General features: G+C 70.4%; 16 protein-coding genes and 1 pseudogene. 7 read left to right on the forward strand and 10 right to left on the reverse strand.

All coding sequences use genetic code 11. The features are described from left to right. Positions 1-120: 120 nt before the first annotated feature. Together ACI2L1_RS37690 and ACI2L1_RS37695 are read left to right on the forward strand one after the other, a co-directional pair. Positions 121-726, forward strand: coding sequence for a TetR/AcrR family transcriptional regulator (locus tag ACI2L1_RS37690; protein WP_404743947.1), 606 nt, complete (start codon positions 121-123; stop codon positions 724-726). Between the two features lie 121 nt (positions 727-847). Further along, positions 848-3,112: an MMPL family transporter gene (locus tag ACI2L1_RS37695; RefSeq protein ID WP_404743948.1), complete on the forward strand. Its 2,265-nt coding sequence runs from the start codon at positions 848-850 to the stop codon at positions 3,110-3,112. 40 nt (positions 3,113-3,152) lie between these two features. Here ACI2L1_RS37695 and ACI2L1_RS37700 read toward each other — a convergent pair whose 3' ends face one another. Next, positions 3,153-3,794 (reverse strand): GNAT family N-acetyltransferase, encoded by a 642-nt coding sequence (locus ACI2L1_RS37700; RefSeq protein WP_404743949.1) that lies wholly within the window; start codon positions 3,792-3,794, stop codon positions 3,153-3,155. Between the two features lie 83 nt (positions 3,795-3,877). Here ACI2L1_RS37700 and ACI2L1_RS37705 point away from each other — a divergent pair, with 83 nt between their 5' ends. From ACI2L1_RS37705 to ACI2L1_RS37715, 3 genes and pseudogenes are all read left to right on the forward strand, one after another. Further along, positions 3,878-4,390, forward strand: a complete 513-nt coding sequence (locus ACI2L1_RS37705; RefSeq protein ID WP_404743950.1) for a YbaK/EbsC family protein — start codon at positions 3,878-3,880, stop codon at positions 4,388-4,390. Continuing rightward, a pseudogene (locus ACI2L1_RS37710) lies at positions 4,387-5,229 on the forward strand (EamA family transporter); the annotation flags it as partial. The gene ACI2L1_RS37705 and the pseudogene ACI2L1_RS37710, both read left to right, overlap by 4 nt. 102 nt (positions 5,230-5,331) lie before the next feature. Beyond that, the gene (locus tag ACI2L1_RS37715; RefSeq protein ID WP_404743975.1) at positions 5,332-5,607 is read left to right on the forward strand and encodes a DUF1876 domain-containing protein; all 276 of its coding nucleotides are present in this window, start codon (positions 5,332-5,334) and stop codon (positions 5,605-5,607) included. 4 nt (positions 5,608-5,611) lie between these two features. On the opposite strand, the gene ACI2L1_RS37720 is transcribed toward ACI2L1_RS37715, so the two are convergent. The 6 genes from ACI2L1_RS37720 to ACI2L1_RS37745 form a co-directional block, all read right to left on the reverse strand. Beyond that, positions 5,612-6,772 (reverse strand): serine hydrolase domain-containing protein, encoded by a 1,161-nt coding sequence (locus ACI2L1_RS37720; RefSeq protein ID WP_404743951.1) that lies wholly within the window; start codon positions 6,770-6,772, stop codon positions 5,612-5,614. Positions 6,773-6,807: 35 nt separating this feature from the next. Beyond that, positions 6,808-7,254 carry an organic hydroperoxide resistance protein gene (locus ACI2L1_RS37725; RefSeq protein WP_404743952.1) on the reverse strand — a complete coding sequence of 149 codons (447 nt, stop codon included), beginning with the start codon at positions 7,252-7,254 and terminating at the stop codon, positions 6,808-6,810. Between the two features lie 107 nt (positions 7,255-7,361). Then, positions 7,362-7,823, reverse strand: a complete 462-nt coding sequence (locus tag ACI2L1_RS37730; RefSeq protein ID WP_404743953.1) for a MarR family winged helix-turn-helix transcriptional regulator — start codon at positions 7,821-7,823, stop codon at positions 7,362-7,364. A gap of 10 nt (positions 7,824-7,833) precedes the next feature. Beyond that, positions 7,834-8,610, reverse strand: a complete 777-nt coding sequence (locus ACI2L1_RS37735) for an energy-coupling factor ABC transporter ATP-binding protein (protein ID WP_404743954.1) — start codon at positions 8,608-8,610, stop codon at positions 7,834-7,836. Then, on the reverse strand, positions 8,598-9,359 hold the full coding sequence (cbiQ, locus tag ACI2L1_RS37740) for a cobalt ECF transporter T component CbiQ (RefSeq protein ID WP_404743955.1): 762 nt from the start codon (positions 9,357-9,359) through the stop codon (positions 8,598-8,600). The genes ACI2L1_RS37735 and cbiQ overlap by 13 nt, the downstream gene beginning before the upstream one ends. A gap of 1 nt (position 9,360) precedes the next feature. Beyond that, a complete protein-coding gene (locus ACI2L1_RS37745; RefSeq protein WP_404743956.1) occupies positions 9,361-10,401 on the reverse strand; it encodes an energy-coupling factor ABC transporter permease in 1,041 nt (346 codons plus the stop codon). A gap of 166 nt (positions 10,402-10,567) precedes the next feature. Here ACI2L1_RS37745 and ACI2L1_RS37750 point away from each other — a divergent pair, with 166 nt between their 5' ends. Next, positions 10,568-10,915 carry an SsgA family sporulation/cell division regulator gene (locus tag ACI2L1_RS37750; RefSeq protein WP_404743957.1) on the forward strand — a complete coding sequence of 116 codons (348 nt, stop codon included), beginning with the start codon at positions 10,568-10,570 and terminating at the stop codon, positions 10,913-10,915. Here the strand turns inward: ACI2L1_RS37750 and ACI2L1_RS37755 are convergent. From ACI2L1_RS37755 to ACI2L1_RS37765, 3 genes are all read right to left on the reverse strand, one after another. Next, complete coding sequence (locus ACI2L1_RS37755) at positions 10,912-12,597, reverse strand: penicillin-binding transpeptidase domain-containing protein (RefSeq protein WP_404743958.1); 1,686 nt, start codon at positions 12,595-12,597, stop codon at positions 10,912-10,914. The two genes, ACI2L1_RS37750 and ACI2L1_RS37755, sit on opposite strands and share 4 nt — an antisense overlap. Positions 12,598-12,693: 96 nt before the next feature. Next, positions 12,694-14,304 carry a penicillin-binding transpeptidase domain-containing protein gene (locus ACI2L1_RS37760; protein ID WP_404743959.1) on the reverse strand — a complete coding sequence of 537 codons (1,611 nt, stop codon included), beginning with the start codon at positions 14,302-14,304 and terminating at the stop codon, positions 12,694-12,696. Positions 14,305-14,429: 125 nt separating this feature from the next. Continuing rightward, positions 14,430-16,169 (reverse strand): dolichyl-phosphate-mannose--protein mannosyltransferase, encoded by a 1,740-nt coding sequence (locus tag ACI2L1_RS37765; protein WP_404743960.1) that lies wholly within the window; start codon positions 16,167-16,169, stop codon positions 14,430-14,432. Between the two features lie 85 nt (positions 16,170-16,254). Between ACI2L1_RS37765 and rsmI the strand changes: the two genes are divergently transcribed. Beyond that, entirely contained in the window at positions 16,255-17,103 is an 849-nt protein-coding gene (gene rsmI, locus ACI2L1_RS37770; protein ID WP_404743961.1) for a 16S rRNA (cytidine(1402)-2'-O)-methyltransferase, read from the forward strand. Positions 17,104-17,238 lie beyond the last annotated feature (135 nt).

Raw genomic sequence — 17,238 nt, forward strand, 5'->3', positions numbered from 1 at the left:
GGGTGACGGCCGGGTGACGCACAACACGAACGAAACAGTTTCGTTTCGCTTAGGGGTGCGCTACATTCGTGTCGTACGAAACGGTGTCGTTCAAGGTCCGGAACGGGAAGGGTGAGGGGCATGACCGAGGTCACCACAGCACGTCGCAGCCGTATCACCCCCGAGCGCGAGGCCGAGTTGTACGGCGCCGTGCTCGACCTGCTCCGGGAGGTCGGCTACGACGCGCTCACCATGGACGCCGTAGCCGCGCGCACCCGCTCCAGCAAGGCCACGCTCTACCGCCAGTGGGGCGGCAAGGCCGAACTGGTGGCTAAGGCGGTACGGCACAACAAGCCGGGCGGTCTCGGCCTCGAAGAGGTCGACACCGGGTCGCTCAAGGGCGACCTGCACGCTCTCACCCAGCGTTCGGACGACTGCGAGATGGAGCAGAACTCCGCGCTCATGCGAGGGCTGGCCATGGCGGTCCACGGCAACCCGGACCTCCTCAAGGCGTTCCGCGAGCACCTGATCGAACCCGAGCTCGCGGAGTTCCACCGAGTGGTGCGGCGGGCGATCGACCGGGGCGAGGTCCGCGAGGACAACCCGGCGATCGAGTTCATGATGCACATGATGCTGGGTGGTTTCGCCGCCCGGGCCATGATCGACGAACTGCCGCCGACCCAGGCCTTCCTCCTTTCGTACATCGACGCCGTGGTCCTCCCCGCCCTCGGCATCCCGAGCGACTGACCCCCAGTCCTCTCACCGGCAAGCCCTCCACCTGACGTATCCGCTCACGTCGTCGGGCTGATCACCCCTGCCCTTAGGGCCGTCGCCCTAGATCCCACGACCTGACCGGGAGTACGCCTCCGTGGCCACTTTCCTCTACAAACTCGGCCGGCTCGCCTTTCGGCGACGGCACTTCGTCGCCCTGATATGGGTGGCCCTGCTGACGCTCGCGGGCGTCGGCGCGGCCAGCGCCCCCGCCGCCGGATCCACCTCCTTCTCCATCCCCGGCACCGAGGCGCAGAAGGCCTTCGACCTGCTGGAACAGCGCTTCCCCGGGGCCAGCGCGGACGGCGCGACCGGACGCATGGTCTTCAAGGCGCCCGAGGGCGAGAAGATGACGGACGCCGCCAACAAGGCGACCGTCGCGAAGACCGTCAAGGGACTCGGAGACGGCTCCGAGGTCGTCTCCGTCACCGACCCGTTCACGACGAACGCGGTGAGCAAGGACGGCACCGTCGCCTACGCGTCGGTGCGCTACGACGCCCCCGCCATGGAGCTCAAGGACGCCACCCGGGACGCCTTGGAGAAGGCCGCCGACGAGGCCCGGGCCACCGGACTGACCGTCGACGTCGGCGGTGACGCCCTTCAGGCCGCAGCCGAGCCGGGAGCCATCGGTGAGGCCATCGGCCTCGCCATCGCCGCGATCGTCCTGGTCATGACCCTGGGCTCGCTGGTCGCGGCCGGGCTGCCGCTGCTGACGGCGATCATCGGCGTCGGGATCGGCGTCTCCACCATCACCGCCCTCGCCAAAGCGCTCGACCTCGGCGACACCGCCTCCACCCTCGCGCTGATGATCGGACTCGCGGTCGGCATCGACTACGCGCTGTTCATCGTCTCCCGCTACCGCGGTGAGCTGGCCGAGGGCCGCGACCGCGAGGAGGCCGCAGGGCGGGCCACTGGTACCGCCGGTTCGGCGGTGGTCTTCGCCGGCCTCACCGTCGTGATCGCGCTGGCCGGTCTCGCCGTCGTCAACGTGCCGATGCTGACCAAGATGGGCCTCGCCGCGGCGGGCACCGTCGTGATCGCCGTCCTCATCGCGCTGACCATGATCCCGGCACTGCTCGGGTACGCGGGCCGCAAGGTCCGCCCGGCGGGCGAGAAGCGCAAGAAGGCCACCGGTGCGGACCAGGCGGGGAGGCTTGCGGACGAGGCGGGGAGGCTTGCGGACAAGACGGGGAAGCTTGCGGACAAGGCGGCGAAGCCCAACCTCGGCACCCGCTGGGCGAGCTTCGTCATCCGCCGTCCGGCCGCCGTGCTGTTGCTCGGTGTGGTCGGCCTCGGCACCATCGCGCTGCCGGTCAGCCAGTTGGAGCTGGGCCTGCCCGACGACGGTTCACAGCCGACGTCCACGACCCAGCGCCGCGCCTACGACCTCCTCTCGGAGGGCTTCGGCCCCGGCTTCAACGGCCCCCTGATGATCGTGGTCGACGCGCAGGACAGCGACGACCCCGAGGCCGCCGCCACCACGGTGACCGACGGGATCAAGGGCCTCAAGGACGTCGCGACCGTCACCCCGGCGACCTTCAACAAGGCGGGCGACACCGCGACCATCACGGTCGTCCCCGACTCGAAGCCGTCCTCGGCCGATACCGAGGACCTGGTGCACGCCATCCGTGACGACGTCGCGTCCAAGGCGGACGCGGACGTCCTGGTCACCGGCACCACCGCCATGAACATCGACTTCTCGCAGAAGCTCACGGACGCCCTGATCCCGTATCTGGCCCTGGTGGTCGGCCTCGCCTTCCTCCTGCTGATCGTGGTCTTCCGCTCGATCCTGGTCCCGCTGAAGGCGGCCCTCGGCTTCCTGCTGTCGGTGCTCGCCGCGCTCGGCGCCGTGGTCGCGGTCTTCCAGTGGGGCTGGCTCGGCGGACTGCTCGGGGTCGAGGAGACCGGCCCGATCATGTCGATGATGCCGATCTTCATGGTGGGTGTGGTCTTCGGCCTCGCGATGGACTACGAGGTGTTCCTCGTGACCCGGATGCGGGAGGCGTACGTCCACGGCGAGTCCCCGAGCCAGGCCATCGCGACCGGGTTCAGGCACAGCGCCCGGGTCGTGGTCGCCGCCGCGGTCATCATGATGGCCGTCTTCGGGGGCTTCATCAGCTCCAGCGAGTCGATGATCAAGATGATCGGCTTCGGACTCGCGATCGCCGTCTTCTTCGACGCGTTCGTGGTCCGCATGGCGATAGTCCCCGCGGTGCTCGCCCTGCTCGGCCGCCGCGCCTGGTGGCTGCCGAAGTGGCTGGACCGCGCACTGCCCAACGTCGACGTCGAGGGCGAGGGGCTGCGCACCCAGGCCGAGAAGGACGCGGACCCGGACGAGGACCGGGAACTGGTACGCGTCTGAGGCACACCGTGTGAACGCGGAGCCGGTGAGGGGGATGCCCTCACCGGCTCTCCGCTGCCGTGCTCCGGCCCAGCCAGGTGACGGGCCCCGGATCCGGTACGGCGATCTCGTGGAAGCCGAGACGGTCGTAGAAGGCGCGCGCGGGTGTGTTGGCGCTCAGCATGGACAGGTGTACGGCGGCCACGCCCCGCTCGTGCAGGGCGCGCAGGAAGGTCTCCATGAGCGCCCGCCCGTACCCCCGCCCCTGCCACTCCGGGATCAGGTCTATGTGCAAGTGGGCGGGATACGCGGCGACTTGGGGCACGAGCATCCGCTCGGGGCGGTACAGGAGCGCGACGATCTCCTCGTCGGGAGTGCGCGGCGCGTGACTGAGCTCGGGATATCGATCGGCCATCAGCAGCAGCCACTTCACCCGGTAGTCCTCGACGAACCGAGCCGTGTCGGCCGTACCGAGCACGTACCCGACGGCCAGCCCCTCCCCGTCGTCCAGCACGAAGGCCAGCTCCGGTTCGAGATGGACGTACGGCGCCGCGAAGGCCGCCGGGAAGACGCCGGGGTCCTTGTAGTGGGGGCGGCTGTCCCGGCCCGCGTGCGCGGTGCGGACACAGATGTCCTCAAGGGCGTCGCGGTCCTGGGGGAGATAGGGGCGTACGGCGGGAGACGGGGTGAGTGGTGGGGTCATCGCAGCATCCTGCATGACGGAGGGCGAGAGGGGCCCGCAAACCGGGTCGCGTGCCCGTTGCATCCGCCGCTAGCGTGCCCCGCATGACGACGACCACTGACGCCGGCGGTTCCGAGGCCGCTCACCCCCGTTTCGCCGAGGCTCTGCGGGAGCTGGGGCTCCATGAACTCACCCCGCGCATCCGCCGTTTCCCGGACGCCACCCGTACCGCCGCCGAGGCCGCCGCGGCGATCGGGTGCGAGTTGAGCCAGATCTGCAAGTCGCTGATCTTCGCGGCGGACGGGGTGCCGGTGCTGGTGCTGATGGACGGGGCGTCCCGGGTGGATGTGGAGCTGGTCCGGGAGGCGCTCGGGGTCGGCAAGGTCACGCGGGCCAAGGCGGATGTCGTACGGGAGACGACCGGGTACGCGATCGGGGGTGTGCCGCCCTTCGGACACCGGACGAGGACCCGGGTGCTCGCCGATCGGTCGCTGCTCGAACACGAGCTTGTGTGGGCCGCCGCCGGAAACCCGCACGCCGTGTTCCCCATGGCACCCAAGGAACTCGTCGCACACGCCGGAGCCACTCTCGTGGACGTCCGTGAGCGCACGCCGTGACACCCCTCGTCACCGCGGCCGTCCTGCTCGCCGCGGTGACGCACGCCGGCTGGAACGCGATCGCGCACCAGATCACCGACAAGCTGGTCGGGTTCACGCTGATCTCGGGCGGGGGGATGCTGATCGGGCTGGCGATCATCCCGTTCGCGGCGGTTCCGGCGGCGGGCGCGTGGCCGTATCTGCTCGTCTCGTGCTGCATCCACATCGCCTACTACACGCTGCTGATGAAGTCCTTCCGGCTCGGGGACTTCGGGCAGGCCTATCCGATCGCGCGCGGCACCGCACCCCTGGTGGTGGCCCTGCTCGCCGCCCCGTTCGCCCACGAGGTGCCCGACGGATGGGCCGCCGCCGGAATCGCCCTGTCCTGCGCGGGACTCACCGGTGTCGCACTGTGGGGGCTGCGCGGGCGCAGGCCCCACTGGGCCGCCATCGGGGCCGCGTTGGCAACCGGGCTGACCATCGCCGCGTACACCGTCGTCGACGGGCTCGGCGTGCGCGCCTCCGGCTCCTCGCTCGGGTACATCGCCTGGCTGATGGCGGTGCAGGGAGTGGTGATCCCGGTGTACGCACTCCAGCGCCTGCGTGGTCAACTCGTCGCCCTGTTGAGGCCGTTCGCGTGGGTCGGGCTGCTCGGCGCCGCCCTGTCCGTCACCGCGTACGGGCTCGTCCTGTGGGCCCAGACCAAGGCCGAACTCGCCCCTATCGCCGCCCTGCGCGAGTCCTCGATCATCGTCGGCGCGGCCATCGGCGCCGTGTTCTTCAAGGAGCAGTTCGGCGTGCCGAGGATCGCGGCGGCGGGGCTGCTGGTGGTGGGGATCGGGCTGATGCTGCACGCCGGTCAGGGCGTGGCCGCAAACTCCGACCCGGAAGTCCCGCCCCGTGCGCCGCCGCCTCCCGAGGAGCACCCTGGGAGAAAGGGAGACGCTCCGGAGGTGACCGTCATGACGCGCAACACTGTGGGATGGCACATCGAGCTGGAGTTCCAGGAGGACGACCAGCACACGCGGGCGGCGGCGATGGTGCGGCTGCCGGACGGCACCGAGGTACGCACCCACGGCCACGCCACCCGCCACCACACCGACACCAGTCAGCCGAGGGTGGGGGAGGAGGTCGCCGGTGCCCGCGCGCTGAACGAGCTCGCGATGCGGCTGCTCACCAAGGCGCACGACGAGATCGACGAGGCGTCCGGGCGGACCTCCCACCCGATCCACGTCTGAGCGGTCAGAGCGCCGCCCGCACCGCCCTGACCAGTGCCTGGGCGCGCGGATCCGCCGTCACCGACTTCCGGAAGCCGTTGGTGACATAGCCGAAGGCGATCCCGGTCTCCGGGTCGGCGAAACCCAGGGAACCGCCGCGGCCGGGGTGCCCGAAGGAGCCCGCGCCGAGGAACGGCGACGCGCTGCCGTGCAGCATGTAGCCCAGGCCGAAGCGGGTGTTCACGACGAGCACCCGGTCCGGTCCCGCCGACTCCTCGGCGCGCGCGAGCTCGACCGTGGCCGGGTCGAAGAGGCGCGTCCCGTCGACCTCGCCGATCAGCGCCGCGTAGATCCGCGCCAGCCCGTCGGCCGTCGCGATCCCGTTGGCCGCGGGCAGGGCGCTCGCCCGGTACGCCGGGTCGTTCTGGTCGGGGTGGGGGGTGACCGCGGCGAAGGCCCGCCGGGTGAGGGAGTCCGGGTCGTCGAAGGCCTCGACGACGGACCGCTTGGGACGGACCCGAAGGACACCCTCGCGTTCGGGAGTTTCGATACGGCCCACCCGTCCCGTCCGCCCGGCCGCCTCCTCGTCCCGCGGCAGCCCGAGCCAGAACTCCGCCCCCAGCGGCCCGGCGATCTCCCGCGCGATCCACGCACCGGCACCGGCCCCGGTCACCCGGCGCACCACCTCGTCCAGCATCCAGCCGTACGTCAGCGCGTGATACCCGTGGTCCGTGCCGGGCTCCCAGACGGGCGCCTGCGCGGCGACCGCCGCCGGCCCCTTCAACGGGTCCAGGGACTCCTCGGGCGTGAGCGGCCGGTCCAGCACCGGCAGCCCGGCCCGGTGGTTCAGGATGTGCCGGACCAGCACCCGCTCCTTGCCGCGCGCCTTGAACTCGGGCCAGTACTCGGCCACCGGCGCGTCCAGGTCCAGGTCCCCGCGCTGGTGCAGCAGCAGGGGTACGGCGGCGGCGACGCCCTTGGTCGCCGAGCGCACGATCTGCGCGGTGCCGCGCGCCCAGGGCTCGGTGCCGTCGACGTCCCGGGTGCCGGCCCACAGGTCGACCACCTTGCGCCCGTCCCGGTACACGGCGACCGCCGCACCCCGGTCCCCGAGCGCCTCGAAGTTCCACGCGAACACGTCCCTGACCGGCTCGAACCCCTCGGCGACTGTGCCGTTCACGTTCACGCGCGCACTCCTCCTGCTGCTGACCGGTGCCTGTGTCAGCCAAGCAGAATCGTCACGTCGATGTTCCCCCGGGTCGCGTTGGAGTACGGGCAGACCGCGTGGGCCGCCTCCACGAGCTTGGCCGCGAGGTCCGCGTCGAGAACCGGGAGGGAGACGCTGAGGGCGACCGCGAGGCCATAGCCGCGGTGCCTGTTGGGGCCGATGCCGACCTTCGCGGCGACCGTGGAGCCGGTCAGGTCGTAGCCCTCGCGGTTGCCGACCAGGATCAGCGCGTTGTGGAAGCACGAGCTGTAACCGGCGGCGAAGAGCTGCTCCGGGTTGGTGCCGTTGCCGTCCCCGCCGAGCGCCGGTGGCATCGCGACCCTCAGCTCGATCTGGCCGTCCTGGCTGGTGACATAGCCGTCTCGGCCGCCGTGGGCGGTGGCCTCGGCGACGTACATGATCTTCGTCGGACGGGTGTCGGCGGCGGTTTCCTCAGTCATGGCTGGTCTCCCCCCGGAGAAGTGCGCGCAAGTACATCGTGCACAAGGTACTGGCCGGTAGGTAGAGGCCGGGTTACCAGGGGGTAGCAACCTTGGGTAACAGGAGGTCAGTGGGGGCGCTCGGCTGCCGCGTCCGCCCGTTGTGCGAGCCGCCACAGCTCCTCGCGCAACCGCGCGGCCTCCGTGCCGTCGAGAGCCGTCGCCGCGAGCAGGGCGCCGGGGACACCGGCCGCGCGCTCCCTGAGTTCCTCGGCGCGCCCCGTGCACGCGACGAGGACCGAGCGTTCGTCGCTCGCCGCGCGCTCCCGGCGTACGAGCCCCGCGCTCTCCAGCCGCTTGAGCAACGGCGAGACCGTGCCGTAGTCGAGGCGCAGCGCCCCCGCGAGCTCCTTCACGCCGGTCTGCCCGCGCTCCCACAGCACCAGCAGCACGAGGTACTGCGGGTAGGTGAGACCGAGCTCGTCGAGAAGCGGGCGGTACGCGGCGGTCACCGCGCGCTGGGCGGCGTACAGCGCGAAGCACAACTGGTCGTCAAGGAGCAGCGATCCGGCGTCCTCTTCGTTCGTCACGCGCCCATTGTCACGGACGGCCGAGCGCCGCCGCGGCGGAACGGGGGTCGAAGCCGAAGGGCAGCTCCAGCCGGTGGGCGCGCATCAGCTCCTCGTCGGAGAGGAGTTCGGCGGTCTTCCCGTCCGCGGCGATGGTGCCCTCGCTCAGGACCAGGGAGCGCGGGCACAGTTCGAGGGCGTACGGCAGGTCGTGGGTGACCATCAGGACCGTCACGTCCAACGAGCGCAGGATATCGGCGAGTTCACGGCGGGAGGCCGGGTCGAGGTTGGAGGAGGGCTCGTCCAGGACGAGGATCTCCGGCTCCATGGCGAGCACCGTCGCCACGGCCACCCGGCGCCGCTGACCGAAGGAGAGATGGTGCGGGGGCCGTTCCTTGAACTCCGCCATGCCGACCCTGGCCAGCGCCCGGTCCACGCGCTCCTCCAGCTCGGGCCCCCTGAGCCCGGCCGCCGCCGGTCCGAACGCCACGTCCTCGCGCACGGTCGGCATGAAGAGCTGGTCGTCGGGGTCCTGGAAGACGATGCCGACCTTGCGCCGGATCTCCGCCATGTTCTTCTTGTCCACGGGCAGCCCGGCGACCTCGACCGAGCCGACCCCGCCGCCCAGGATGCCGTTGAGGTGCAGGACGAGGGTCGTCTTGCCGGCGCCGTTCGGGCCGAGCAGCGCGACCCGTTCGCCGCGCGCGATCGAGAAGTCCACGCCGAACAGGGCCTGGTGCCCGTCGGGGTAGGCGAAGGCGAGGCCGGAGACCTCCAGGGAAGCGGATGCGGTAGTCACAGGGCCCATCCCAACACGCAGACGACGAGGGCGACGGCGGGGAGCGTGAAGGCGTACGACCACTGCGCCCCGGACGCGGTCACCTCGTCGATGACCGGCATCGAACCTGCGTAACCCCGGCTGACCATGGCCAGGTGCACCCGCTCACCGCGTTCGTAGGAGCGGATGAACAGTGCGCCGGCCGACTTCGCGAGCACGCCCCAGTGCCTGACGCCGCTCGCCTCGAACCCCCGCGACTCCCGCGCGATCCGCATCCGCCGCATCTCGTCGGTGATGACATCGCCGTAGCGGATCATGAAGGACGCGATCTGGACGAGCAGCGGCGGGAGCTTGAGCCGTTGCAGGCCCAGCAGCAGTTCGCGCAGCTCGGTGGTGGAGGCGAGCAGCACCGAGGCGGCGACCCCCAGGGTGCCCTTGGCGAGCACGTTCCAGGCGCCCCACAGGCCGTTCACGCTCAGGGACATCCCGAGCACCTCGACCCGCTCACCCTCCGCGACGAACGGCATGAGCACCGCGAACGCCACGAACGGCACCTCGATCAGCAGCCGCTTCAGCAGGAAGCCGGCGGGCACGCGGGCGACGTACGCGACCACGCCCAGGAGGACGGCGTACAGGCCGAACGCCCACATCGCCTCCCGCGGGGTCGAGACCACGACCACCACGAAGGCGAAGACCGCGGCGAGCTTCGTGTGCGGCGGCAGGGCGTGCACGGGCGAGTGCCCGTGCCGGTAGAGCCTGTGCGTGTGTCCGGCACCCATGTCAGACGCCCGTGCTGACGGGGGTGGTGTCGGCGGTACGACGCCTGCGCACCGCCCAGAACACCGTGCTGCCCGCTACGACGGTGACGCCGACGCCGATCACGCCCGCCAGCCCCCCGGACAGGCGGGCGTTCTCGACGTCCTTCACGCCGTAGTCGGCGAGCGGCGAGTCCGCGGTGGCGTGCTCCTCGGCCTTGGCGTCGATGCCCTTGTCGGCCGCGACCTTCTCCAGACCGTCGGGGCTGGCGGAGGCGTAGAAGCTGACGAACCCGGCGAGGACCAGGGAGGTGACGAGACCCGTGATCCAGACCTTTCGGTGGGAGCGGGCGGCGGCCACGGGCGCGGCGTCCGGTACGTCGACCAGCTCGCCGCCGACCCGCAGCTTGAGCTTCTGCTGGAGGCCGCGCGCGCCGTGCACCAGGTCGGGGCGTACGGCGATGACGGCGCCGACCGTGAGCGCGGTGATGACCGCCTCGCCGATGCCGATGAGGACGTGGACGCCGATCATCGCGGTGGCGACCTTGCCGATGGACACGTCGGTGGTGCCGCCGATGGCGTAGATCAGGGTGAAGGCGACGGCCGCGGCGGGCACCGAGAGCACGGCGGCCACGAAGGAGGCGGCGGTGATGGAGCCGCGGCGGCGCGGGAGCACCTTCACCAGCCCGCGGAAGACGGCGTACGCCACGACCGTCGTGACGACGGCCATGTCGGTGATGTTCACGCCGAGCGCGGTCAGGCCGCCGTCCGCGAAGAGGATGCCCTGCATGAGCAGGACCACGGAGACACACAGGACCCCCGTGCAGGGACCCACGAGGATCGCCGCGAGCGCTCCGCCGAGCAGGTGTCCGCTGGTCCCCGCGGCGACCGGGAAGTTCAGCATCTGCACGGCGAAGATGAACGCCGCGACCAGGCCGGCCAGCGGCGCGGTGCGCTCGTCCAGTTCGCGCCGGGCGCCGCGCAGGCTCACCGCGACGGCGGCGGCCGCGACGACTCCGGTCGCGGCCGAGATGGGGGCGTCTATGAATCCGTCAGGCACATGCACCGTTAGATGATGTGGCTTGTTGCGAACCTTTTGCAAGAGAGGAGTGGCGCGAACAACAACCAGCAGGCTTTCGGCCCCGGGGGCGGAACGCGGGAAATGTGCGACGCTGGAGGGGGAGCGGACGCACAGCTTCCACACAGGTTACGCAGCGTGAGAGGCCGTCACGATGTCTGTAGTCGAACAGTACGCACGAGCCCACATCGTTTCGGACGCGGACATCGCGGAGGACGAGGCGGTCCCGGTGATCCTGCACTACGACCCCGAGACCGACCCGCGCTCGGTACGAGTCGGTCTGCCGGGGCCGCACGAGTGGACTTTCTCACGTGCCCTGCTGGAGCAGGGGCTGCGAGCGCCCGTCGGCAGCGGCGAGGTCCGCGTGTGGCCGTGCGGGCGGGTCCAGGCCGTGATGGAGTTCCACTCCCCGCAGGGGGTGTCGGTGGTGCAGTTCGAGCAGAAGGCGCTGCTCAGGTTTCTGCGCCGCACCTACATGGCGGCCGCGCCCGTACGGAGTTAGCCGCCCATCTTCAGCAGGGCTGCCACGATCGGGCCCGCCGTGTCGCCGCCGTGGCCGCCCGCCTGGACGACGCCCGCGGCCGCGAGGTCGCCCCGGTACGCGGTGAACCAGCCGTTGGGCTTTTTCTGGCCGTCGACCTCCGCGGAGCCGGTCTTCGCGCCGACGTTGCCGTAGACCCCGGACATCGCCTCGGCCGCCGTGCCGTAGCCCGCCGTGTACGCCATCAGCTCACGCAGCTGGGACAGCGTGCCCGCGGACATCGTGCGCGAGGCCGTGGCCAGGGTGCGGTTGTCGACCGTCGGAGACACCAGGTAGGGCTGCTTGAAGGTGCCCGACTCGATGGTGGCGGACACCGACGCCATGTTCAGCGGGTTCATGCGGACCCCGCCCTGGCCGATCAGCGAGGCCGCCTTCTGCGCGGCGCTCTGCACCGGTACCGAGCCGTCGAAGGACGGGACGCCGATCGCCCAGTTGTCCATGGACAGGCCGAACACCTGCTGGGCCTGGTTGGTGAGGCTGTCGTTGTCCAGCTTGCCCGCCTGGCTGATGAAGGCGGTGTTGCAGGAGCGGGCGAAGCTGGCCTTGAAGGTGCCGCCCTTGATCTCGAACTTGTCGTCGTTCTGGAACTTCCAGCCGCCGTACGTGAAGTACTTGGGGCACGGATGCGCCTTGTCCGCCGAGGCGAGGCCCTTCTCGATCAGCAGCGAGGAGGTGACGGTCTTCATCGTGGAGCCCGGAGCGAGGGAGCCCTGGAAGGCGGTGTTGAAGCCGGGGCTGGCGTTCGCCACGGCCAGGATCTCACCGGTCGACGGGCGCAGGACGACGACGGACGACCGGGCCTGCGTCTTGACCTGCCGCTCCGCCGCCGCCTGGAGCGTCGGGTTCAGCGTGGTCTTCACGGTGCCCGGGGTGCCCTCGCTGAGCTCCACCAGTGTCTTGTCCGAGTCCTTGGACTTGGAGGAATCGGCGTCCTTGCCGCGGATCACCCGCAGCTCGATGCCCGCCTTGCCGCCGGCCTTCTTGCCGTACTTCTCGCGCAGCCCGTCCAGCACCGTGCCCAGCGACGGGTACTTGGCCGCGGTCAGCTCGCCGCCGTCCCGGTCGACCGCCTTGATGGGCGGGGTCCCGGACTCGCCGGTGACGAGGGTGTCGCCGTCCTTGAGGTCGGGGTGGACGACCGAGGCGACCCAGTCGACCTGCGGCTTCCCGGTGCTCGTGTTCCGCACGACGGTCAGTGAACTGCTGTACGTCAGCGGCTTGCTGGTGTCCTTGTACGACACCGTCGCCTTCACGGAGAAGGGCACCTTGTCGCCGGTGGGGGTGCCCGGGGTGAGGGTGACGCCGGTGATGTGGGCGTCCTTGGTGTAGCCGGTGAGCAGGGTGGTGGCCGCCTTGGTGTCGCTGGTCGCGGCGGCGGCCGTGGCCACCTTGCCCTGCTGCCAGGAGGTGAGGAAGGTGGTCGCGGTGGTGGTCACCTCGGTCGCCGACAGCGGGCCGGTCTTGACCTTCGGCTTCTGGTCGGCGGACGCGGACGTGTTCTGCGTCCGGTCGTCGGCCGCCGCCCCCGAGCCGTACAGCGCGTAGACGCCGATGCCGGCGCCGCCGACGACCACGGCGATCATCCCGCCGATCACGGCGGGCTTGGTCTTCCGTCGCTCGGCGACGCGCCTTCTGTTACCCACGACTTACGCTTCCTCCGCGCTATCCCAGGGTCCCCGTTGCCCTCATGCACCTCAACGACCGCACCAGCCTAGAGTCCCTGTCCCGCGCGGGTGACTTCAGCCGGCAGCTCGTAGCACAGCTGCGACAATCGGCCCTGCCGCGTCGCCGCCGTGGCCGCCCTCCTCCGTCATGGCCGCCGCGGCCACGTCGTTGCGGAAACCGGTGAACCAGCTGTTGGACACCTCCTGCCCGTCGACCTCCGCGGAGCCGGTCTTGGCGCCGATGTCCCCGCCGAGCCCGGCCATCGCCTTCTGGGCGGTGCCCTGGGTCGCGGTGAGGTGCATCATCTGCTTGAGCTGGGAGGCGGTGTTGTACGGCAGGCCCTTGGCGGTGGCCAGTCGGCGGTCGTCGAGCTTCGGCGAGACCAGGTAGGGCTGGCGGAAGGCACCGGTGATCGCGGTGGCCGTCACCGAGGCCATGTTCAGCGGGTTCATCTGGACCTGGCCCTGGCCTATCGCGTTGGCCGCGCGGTCGGGCCCGCTGACCGCGGGGACCTTGCCGTCGAAGGAGACGATGCCGGTCTTCCAGTCCTTGCCGATCCCGAAGCGCGACGCGGCCTCCGTGGTCAGGGACTCGTCGGTGAGCGGCTTCTCGTCGATGAGCTTGATGAAGGCGGTGTTGCAGGACCGCATGAAGCTGTTGGCCAGCGTGGCGCTCTCGTTGGGCTCCATGCTGGTGAGGTTTTTGAAGGTCTGCCCCTGCCACACAGCGCTGTCCGGGCAGGGCGCCGGGCCGTTCATCGAGGTCACGCCGTTGTCGATGAGCATCGCGGAGGTGAGGATCTTCATGGTGGAGCCGGGGGCCTTGGTGCCCTCGAAGGCCGCGTTGAAGGCGTCCGTACGGTTGTTGGCGACGGCCAGCACCTCGCCGGTGCTGGGCTTGAGGGCGACGATCGAGGACTGGCCGTACAGCTTCACGGCCTTCTCGGCGGCGGCCTGAGCGGTCGCGCTGATCGTGGTCTGCAGCTCGCCCGCCTTGCCCTCGGCGAGGGTGAGCAGTGAGGTGTCGGGCGTCTGGTCCGGGTGCTTGATGACCAGCTCGATGCCCGGGGTGCCGCCGACCTGGCTTCCGTACCGCTCGCGCAGGGCGTCGAGGACCGGGCCGAGGGAGGGGTACTTCTCCTTGGTCAGCACCTTGCCGTCGCGGTCCACCGCCTCGATGGACGGGTTCGCGGACTCACCGGTGGCGAGCCTGTCGTCCGCCTGGAGCTTCGGGTACACCACGGAGGGCTGCCAGTCGACGAGTGCCCTCCCGGTGGTCACCCCGCGCACGACGGTCAGCTTGCTCTCGTACGCCAGCGGCTTCGACTTCCCGTCGTACGACACGGTCGCCTTCACGCTGTACGGCACGGTCGCGCCGGTCGCCTTGCCGGGCGTGATGTGCACGTCGCCGATGTGCGCGTCCGTCCCGTAGGCCGTCAGCAGCACCTCGGCAGCGGTGTTGTTGTTCGTGAGCGCGGCCGCGGTCGCCGCGTTGCCCTTCTCCCAGGCGGCGAAGAAGTCCTTCGACGTCTTCGCGATCTCGTCGGCGTCCGGCGGCCCGCTCCTGACGCCGCCGGACCCGTCGTCGCTCATCGCCGACACGAAGTTGTACGCCCCGTATCCGGCCCCGCCGACCATTACGGCGAACACCGTGCTGACGACAGCGACCTTCACCCCCTTGGCCATGGTCTGGCCCCCTCCCCGGTTACCCCGTTGTTGTGGGAACTCTAAGCGGGAGGTGTGACAGGCGGGGCAAGAGTTTCCCGATTCGCCGGGCCGGGTGCTCAATCACATACGTGAACGTCGGCCCGCTACACCCATGTATCCAGCCACATCCGCGATCGCCACTCATCGATCGGGATCGATGTTCCCGTGTACAGCGGCCAGAAATAGATGAAGTTCCAGGCGATCAGGAGGACCAGGACGCCGGCCGCTGTGGCTCCCGCCACCCGGCGGGTGTCGGAGGCGTGTGGGGGGCCGATGAGGGCGCCGATGAGCATGGCCACGGCCAGACAGAGGAAGGGGAGGAAGACGATCGTGTAGAAGAAGAAGATCGTCCGCTCCTGGTAGTTGAACCAGGGGAGGTAACCGGCCGCGATGCCGCAGGCGATGGCGCCCGCCCGCCAGTCACGGCGGAAGAACCAGCGCCACAGGACGTAGAGGATCGCGAAGCAGGCCGCCCACCACAGCAGGGGCGTGCCGATCGCCAGGACCTCTCGGGCGCACTTCTCGCCCGCGTCGGCCGGGCAGCCGTCCGTGCCGGGCGAGGGGGACTCGTAGAAGTACGAGACCGGGCGGCCGTCGACGATCCAGCTCCACGGGTTGGACATGTACGTGTGCGGTGAGGACAGGCCGACGTTGAACTTGTAGACCTCGTGCTCGTAGTGGATCAGGCTGCGCCACCAGTCGGGCAGGAAGGTCCAGCTGCCGCCCTTGCCGTCGGTCGCGGCCCAGTTGCGGTAGTAGCCGCCGGTGCCGTTCGAGGGGGAGAGGATCCAGCCGATCCACGAGGTGAAGTAGGTGATGACCGCGACCGGCACCGTGGCCAGGAACGCGATGCCGAGGTCGTACTTGAGGACCGCCTCGTGAGGGCGGCTCGCGCCCGCGACCCGGCGCGAGCCGACATCCCACAGCACCGTCATGATGCCGAAGGCGATCAGGAAGAACAGGCCGTTCCACTTGGTGCCGATGGCCAGGCCCAGCAACAGGCCCGCCAGCCAGCGGTAGGGGCGCCAGCCCAGGCGCATGGTGTCCGCGATGTGCGCGTCGGGGCGCACGAGCCCGTAGGAGTCGACAGGCAGCGCGGCGGCGAGTTTCTCCCGGGCCCGGTCGCGGTCGATGACCAGACAGGCGAACGCGGCCAGCACGAAGAACATCAGCACGCCGTCGAGCAGCGCGGTCCGCGCCATCACGAAGGCCAGGCCGTCCACGGTCATCAGCGCCCCGGCCAGGCAGCCCAGGAAGGTGGAGCGGAAGATCCGGCGGCCCACCCGGCACACGATCAGCACCGACAGCGTGCCGAGCAGCGCCGTCATGAACCGCCAGCCGAACGGATTGAACCCGAACATCAGCTCGCCGAGCCCGATGACGTACTTGCCGACCGGCGGATGCACCACATAGGCGGCGTCCGTCGGCAGCGCGATGTGCCCGTTCGAGGACAGGAGCTGGCTGTCGACGTTCTTGCCCCAGCTGAGCTCGAAGCCGCGGTGGACGAGCGCCCACGCGTCCTTCGCGTAGTACGTCTCGTCGAATATCACTTTCTTCGGGCTGCCCAGGTTCCAGAACCGCATCAGACCCGCCACCAGCGTCACCAGCAGCGGCCCGACCCAGCCCGACCAGCGGGTGATCCGGTCGGTGAGCGACGCCGGCAGACCCAGTACCTGCCACATCCGCGGACTGGGCTCGACATACGGCGGCACCAGGCGCTCGCGCACATCGCTGCTGGTCGGCGCCGTGTAGCCGAAACGGCGCAGCCTCTGCTGCCATGACGGCCGCCGGTCCTGGGGGGCCTGCTCCTGCCGGGTGTCCGTGGAGGACGCGGTACTGGTCACCGCGCCATCGTAGGGAACGGCGCTGTGTGAGTCCCGTGCATGGGCGGATGCGTCCGGTTCGGGCCGCCCCTGGGAGGATGGGCACGTGACTGGAACCCTTGTCCTGGCAGGCACCCCCATCGGCGACATCGCGGACGCTCCTCCCCGGCTGGCGGAGGAACTGACCGGGGCCGACGTGATCGCGGCCGAGGACACCCGCCGACTGCGCCGGCTGACCCAGGCGCTGGGCGTGACGCCCAAGGGGCGGGTCGTCTCGTACTTCGAGGGCAACGAGGCCGCTCGTACGCCCGAACTCGTCGAGGAACTTCTCGGCGGCGCGCGTGTGCTGCTCGTCACGGACGCCGGGATGCCGTCGGTGTCCGACCCCGGGTACCGGCTGGTCGCCGCGGCCGTGGAGAAGGACGTCCGGGTCACCGCCGTACCCGGACCGTCCGCGGTGCTCACCGCGCTCGCGCTGTCCGGGCTGCCCGTGGACCGGTTCTGCTTCGAGGGGTTCCTGCCGCGGAAGGGCGGCGAGCGGCTCTCGCGGCTGCGGGAGGTCGCCGGGGAGCGGCGCACGCTCGTGTACTTCGAGGCGCCGCACCGGCTCGACGACACCCTCGCCGCGATGGCCGAGGTGTTCGGGGCGGACCGGCGGGCCGCGGTGTGCCGGGAGCTGACGAAGACGTACGAGGAGGTCAAGCGGGGGGCGCTGGGTTTCCTCGCAGAGTGGGCCGCGGAAGGGGTGCGCGGGGAGATCACCGTCGTGGTCGAGGGGGCGCCCGAGAAGGGGGCCGAGGAGGTCGACGACGCGGAGCTCGTGCGGCGGGTGCGGGTGCGGGAGGAGGCGGGGGAGCGGCGCAAGGAGGCGATCGCCGCGGTGGCCGTCGAGGCGGGGATCCCCAAGAGGGTTGTTTTCGATGCGGTCGTCGCGGCGAAGAACGCCCCTTCCTGACCTGCCGCATGAGGTGGCTCACACCCCCTCTGAGCAGGGCGCATGACTTCTGAGCGTGCGCCCCATGTGCATGCAAAGCGGTGTCTCGGAATGCAAAGGTCCGCACGGTGTGGCGGGCCTGTTCGGCAAGGAAAG

This window comes from Streptomyces sp. NPDC019531 (genome assembly GCF_044903305.1).
Lineage (GTDB): Bacteria > Actinomycetota > Actinomycetes > Streptomycetales > Streptomycetaceae > Streptomyces.

Excerpts from the sequence above, each read along its gene's own strand:
- ACI2L1_RS37690 (WP_404743947.1), top strand. The coding sequence starts at position 121 with ATGACCGAGGTCACCACAGCACGTCGCAGCCGTATCACCCCCGAGCGC.
- ACI2L1_RS37700 (WP_404743949.1), bottom strand. The coding sequence starts at position 3,794 with ATGACCCCACCACTCACCCCGTCTCCCGCCGTACGCCCCTATCTCCCC.
- ACI2L1_RS37705 (WP_404743950.1), top strand. The coding sequence starts at position 3,878 with ATGACGACGACCACTGACGCCGGCGGTTCCGAGGCCGCTCACCCCCGT.
- ACI2L1_RS37715 (WP_404743975.1), top strand. The coding sequence starts at position 5,332 with ATGACGCGCAACACTGTGGGATGGCACATCGAGCTGGAGTTCCAGGAG.
- ACI2L1_RS37725 (WP_404743952.1), bottom strand. The coding sequence starts at position 7,254 with ATGACTGAGGAAACCGCCGCCGACACCCGTCCGACGAAGATCATGTAC.
- ACI2L1_RS37735 (WP_404743954.1), bottom strand. The coding sequence starts at position 8,610 with ATGGGCCCTGTGACTACCGCATCCGCTTCCCTGGAGGTCTCCGGCCTC.
- cbiQ (WP_404743955.1), bottom strand. The coding sequence starts at position 9,359 with ATGGGTGCCGGACACACGCACAGGCTCTACCGGCACGGGCACTCGCCC.
- ACI2L1_RS37750 (WP_404743957.1), top strand. The coding sequence starts at position 10,568 with ATGTCTGTAGTCGAACAGTACGCACGAGCCCACATCGTTTCGGACGCG.
- ACI2L1_RS37760 (WP_404743959.1), bottom strand. The coding sequence starts at position 14,304 with ATGGCCAAGGGGGTGAAGGTCGCTGTCGTCAGCACGGTGTTCGCCGTA.